Here is a 1,653-nt window from a genome sequence, read left to right as displayed (position 1 = left end):
CGAGGCTTGCGATACTTGAAACGGTGTTTGCAAAATGACAAACCCTTGCCAAGTTTTTCCGTCGTTTTTATAAACTGATAGGTGGTGAGATTGGGGGAGAGGACAAAAAAATGGCAAGACGCGGTAACAAACGCCGTCCCGCTTTCTTGACTACAAATTATTTTAATTGCTACACATAAATTTATGTAGCAACATATCTACATGGTTTTCGTGAGGAGGTTTTATTTATGAGTATCACAACTGTTTCCAGCAGAGAGTTTAACCAAGACGTCAGCAGGATAAAACGGGCTGCTGTTAATGGTCCTGTATTTATTACCGACCGGGGGCAGCCGTCGCATGTTTTATTGACTATCGAAAATTATCAAAAAATCACCCAACAAAAGGAAAGCATTGTCGAATTACTTGCAATGCCCGATGCCGCCGACATTGACTTTGAACCATCCCGCTTGAACAATGAACTTTATAAACCGGCGGATTTATCATAATGGTCATGTATTTGCTTGATACCAACGTCGTTTCCGAATTGAGGAAAGCGAAATCAGGTAAAGCGGATAAAAACGTCGTGTCATGGGCCAATAGCGTTCCAGTAACAAGCCTGTTTTTATCGGTGATCAGCATTTTGGAGATTGAAACGGGGTTGCTTTTAGTTGAACGGCGGGACCCGCTCCAAGGCGCAGTGCTTCGTTCCTGGCTTACCGTCCATGTGCTACCGGCATTTTCCGAGCGCATTTTGATCATCGATACCGCCGTCGCGCTCTGTTGCGCCAAGCTTTATGTTCCCGATCCTCGTTCCGATCGAGATGCGATCATCGCGGCTACCGCGCTGGTTCACGGCATGACCGTGGTTACCAGGAATGTCGATGATTTTAAGCAGACCGGCGTTGAAATATTGAATCCTTGGGAAGCCGCAACGTAGGGCGGCGTGCCGTGCGCGCCCTTATTCGCCAAATTCGAAGCTCTCGTCCAAGGCAATATCTTCTCCCCAATTTTCAGCATACCACCCGCTACGCACCAGTCGGTGGAAGCTCGAATACGGCCAATCCGCGACCTTGACCGCAAACCCATGCTTAACCGGGTTCCAGTGAATATAATCCATGTGTCGGTTGAAATCGTCCTCATCACGGATCAAATGGTCCCAGTAGCGATGTTGCCAGAGCGTGCCTTGCTGTCTTTGGCGTAGCCGTGCAGTCAGCCATTCCGGGCGATTCAAGCGTTCTCCACAATTTTGCGTAACGGTTCGTTTAATGATGCTCCAGCGTGCGGAAAAATCCGCATCGCCCGGCGGTAAGCGCCAAATGCAATGTATATGATTGGGCAACAGCACCCAGGCGACAATATCGAAAGGCTTGCTTTGCCGGGTAAATTCAATTCCTTCGCGCAACGCCGCCCGGACATCGTCATCGGTCAGAAAGTGTTGATTGCGAAAAGTCTTCACCGTGAAAAAATACAACCCGCCCGGCACATAAACACGTCGATAATTAGACATAACAACCTCGTAGGACGTACTGCGCACGTCAAGATAGCAAAATATACAAATATCCACACCACGAAAAGGCGCGCATGGCACGCCCTTGTATCTTAATTCCTGTCATGGTTAGCTACCTTGGCACTGAGGCAGAAGCAGCTTGGGCACGCCCTTAAGGACCGACCTTG

Annotated in this window: 3 protein-coding genes; 2 read left to right on the top strand and 1 reads right to left on the bottom strand. The window is 48.6% G+C overall.

The features are described from left to right. Positions 1-227 precede the first annotated feature (227 nt). Together EKO24_RS06250 and EKO24_RS06245 are read left to right on the top strand one after the other, a co-directional pair. Positions 228-485, top strand: a complete 258-nt coding sequence (locus tag EKO24_RS06250; RefSeq protein ID WP_127030796.1) for a type II toxin-antitoxin system Phd/YefM family antitoxin — start codon at positions 228-230, stop codon at positions 483-485. Beyond that, positions 485-916: a type II toxin-antitoxin system VapC family toxin gene (locus EKO24_RS06245; RefSeq protein ID WP_206667219.1), complete on the top strand. Its 432-nt coding sequence runs from the start codon at positions 485-487 to the stop codon at positions 914-916. The genes EKO24_RS06250 and EKO24_RS06245 overlap by 1 nt, the downstream gene beginning before the upstream one ends. A gap of 21 nt (positions 917-937) precedes the next feature. Here EKO24_RS06245 and EKO24_RS06240 read toward each other — a convergent pair whose 3' ends face one another. Further along, a complete protein-coding gene (locus EKO24_RS06240) occupies positions 938-1,486 on the bottom strand; it encodes an REP-associated tyrosine transposase (protein WP_127030795.1) in 549 nt (182 codons plus the stop codon). Between the last annotated feature and the right edge of the window lie 167 nt (positions 1,487-1,653).

The sequence above is a fragment of the Candidatus Methylobacter oryzae genome (genome assembly GCF_003994235.2).
Classification (GTDB): Bacteria; Pseudomonadota; Gammaproteobacteria; order Methylococcales; family Methylomonadaceae; genus Methylobacter_A; species Methylobacter_A oryzae.
The sequence above is the reverse complement of the archived record's forward strand: the minus strand, read 5'-3'. Positions and strand labels throughout refer to the sequence as shown.

What these genes read in the sequence shown, in the direction of transcription:
- EKO24_RS06245 (WP_206667219.1), top strand. Translation starts at nt 485, where the DNA reads ATGGTCATGTATTTGCTTGATACCAACGTCGTTTCCGAATTGAGGAAA.
- EKO24_RS06240 (WP_127030795.1), bottom strand. Translation starts at nt 1,486, where the DNA reads ATGTCTAATTATCGACGTGTTTATGTGCCGGGCGGGTTGTATTTTTTC.
- EKO24_RS06250 (WP_127030796.1), top strand. Translation starts at nt 228, where the DNA reads ATGAGTATCACAACTGTTTCCAGCAGAGAGTTTAACCAAGACGTCAGC.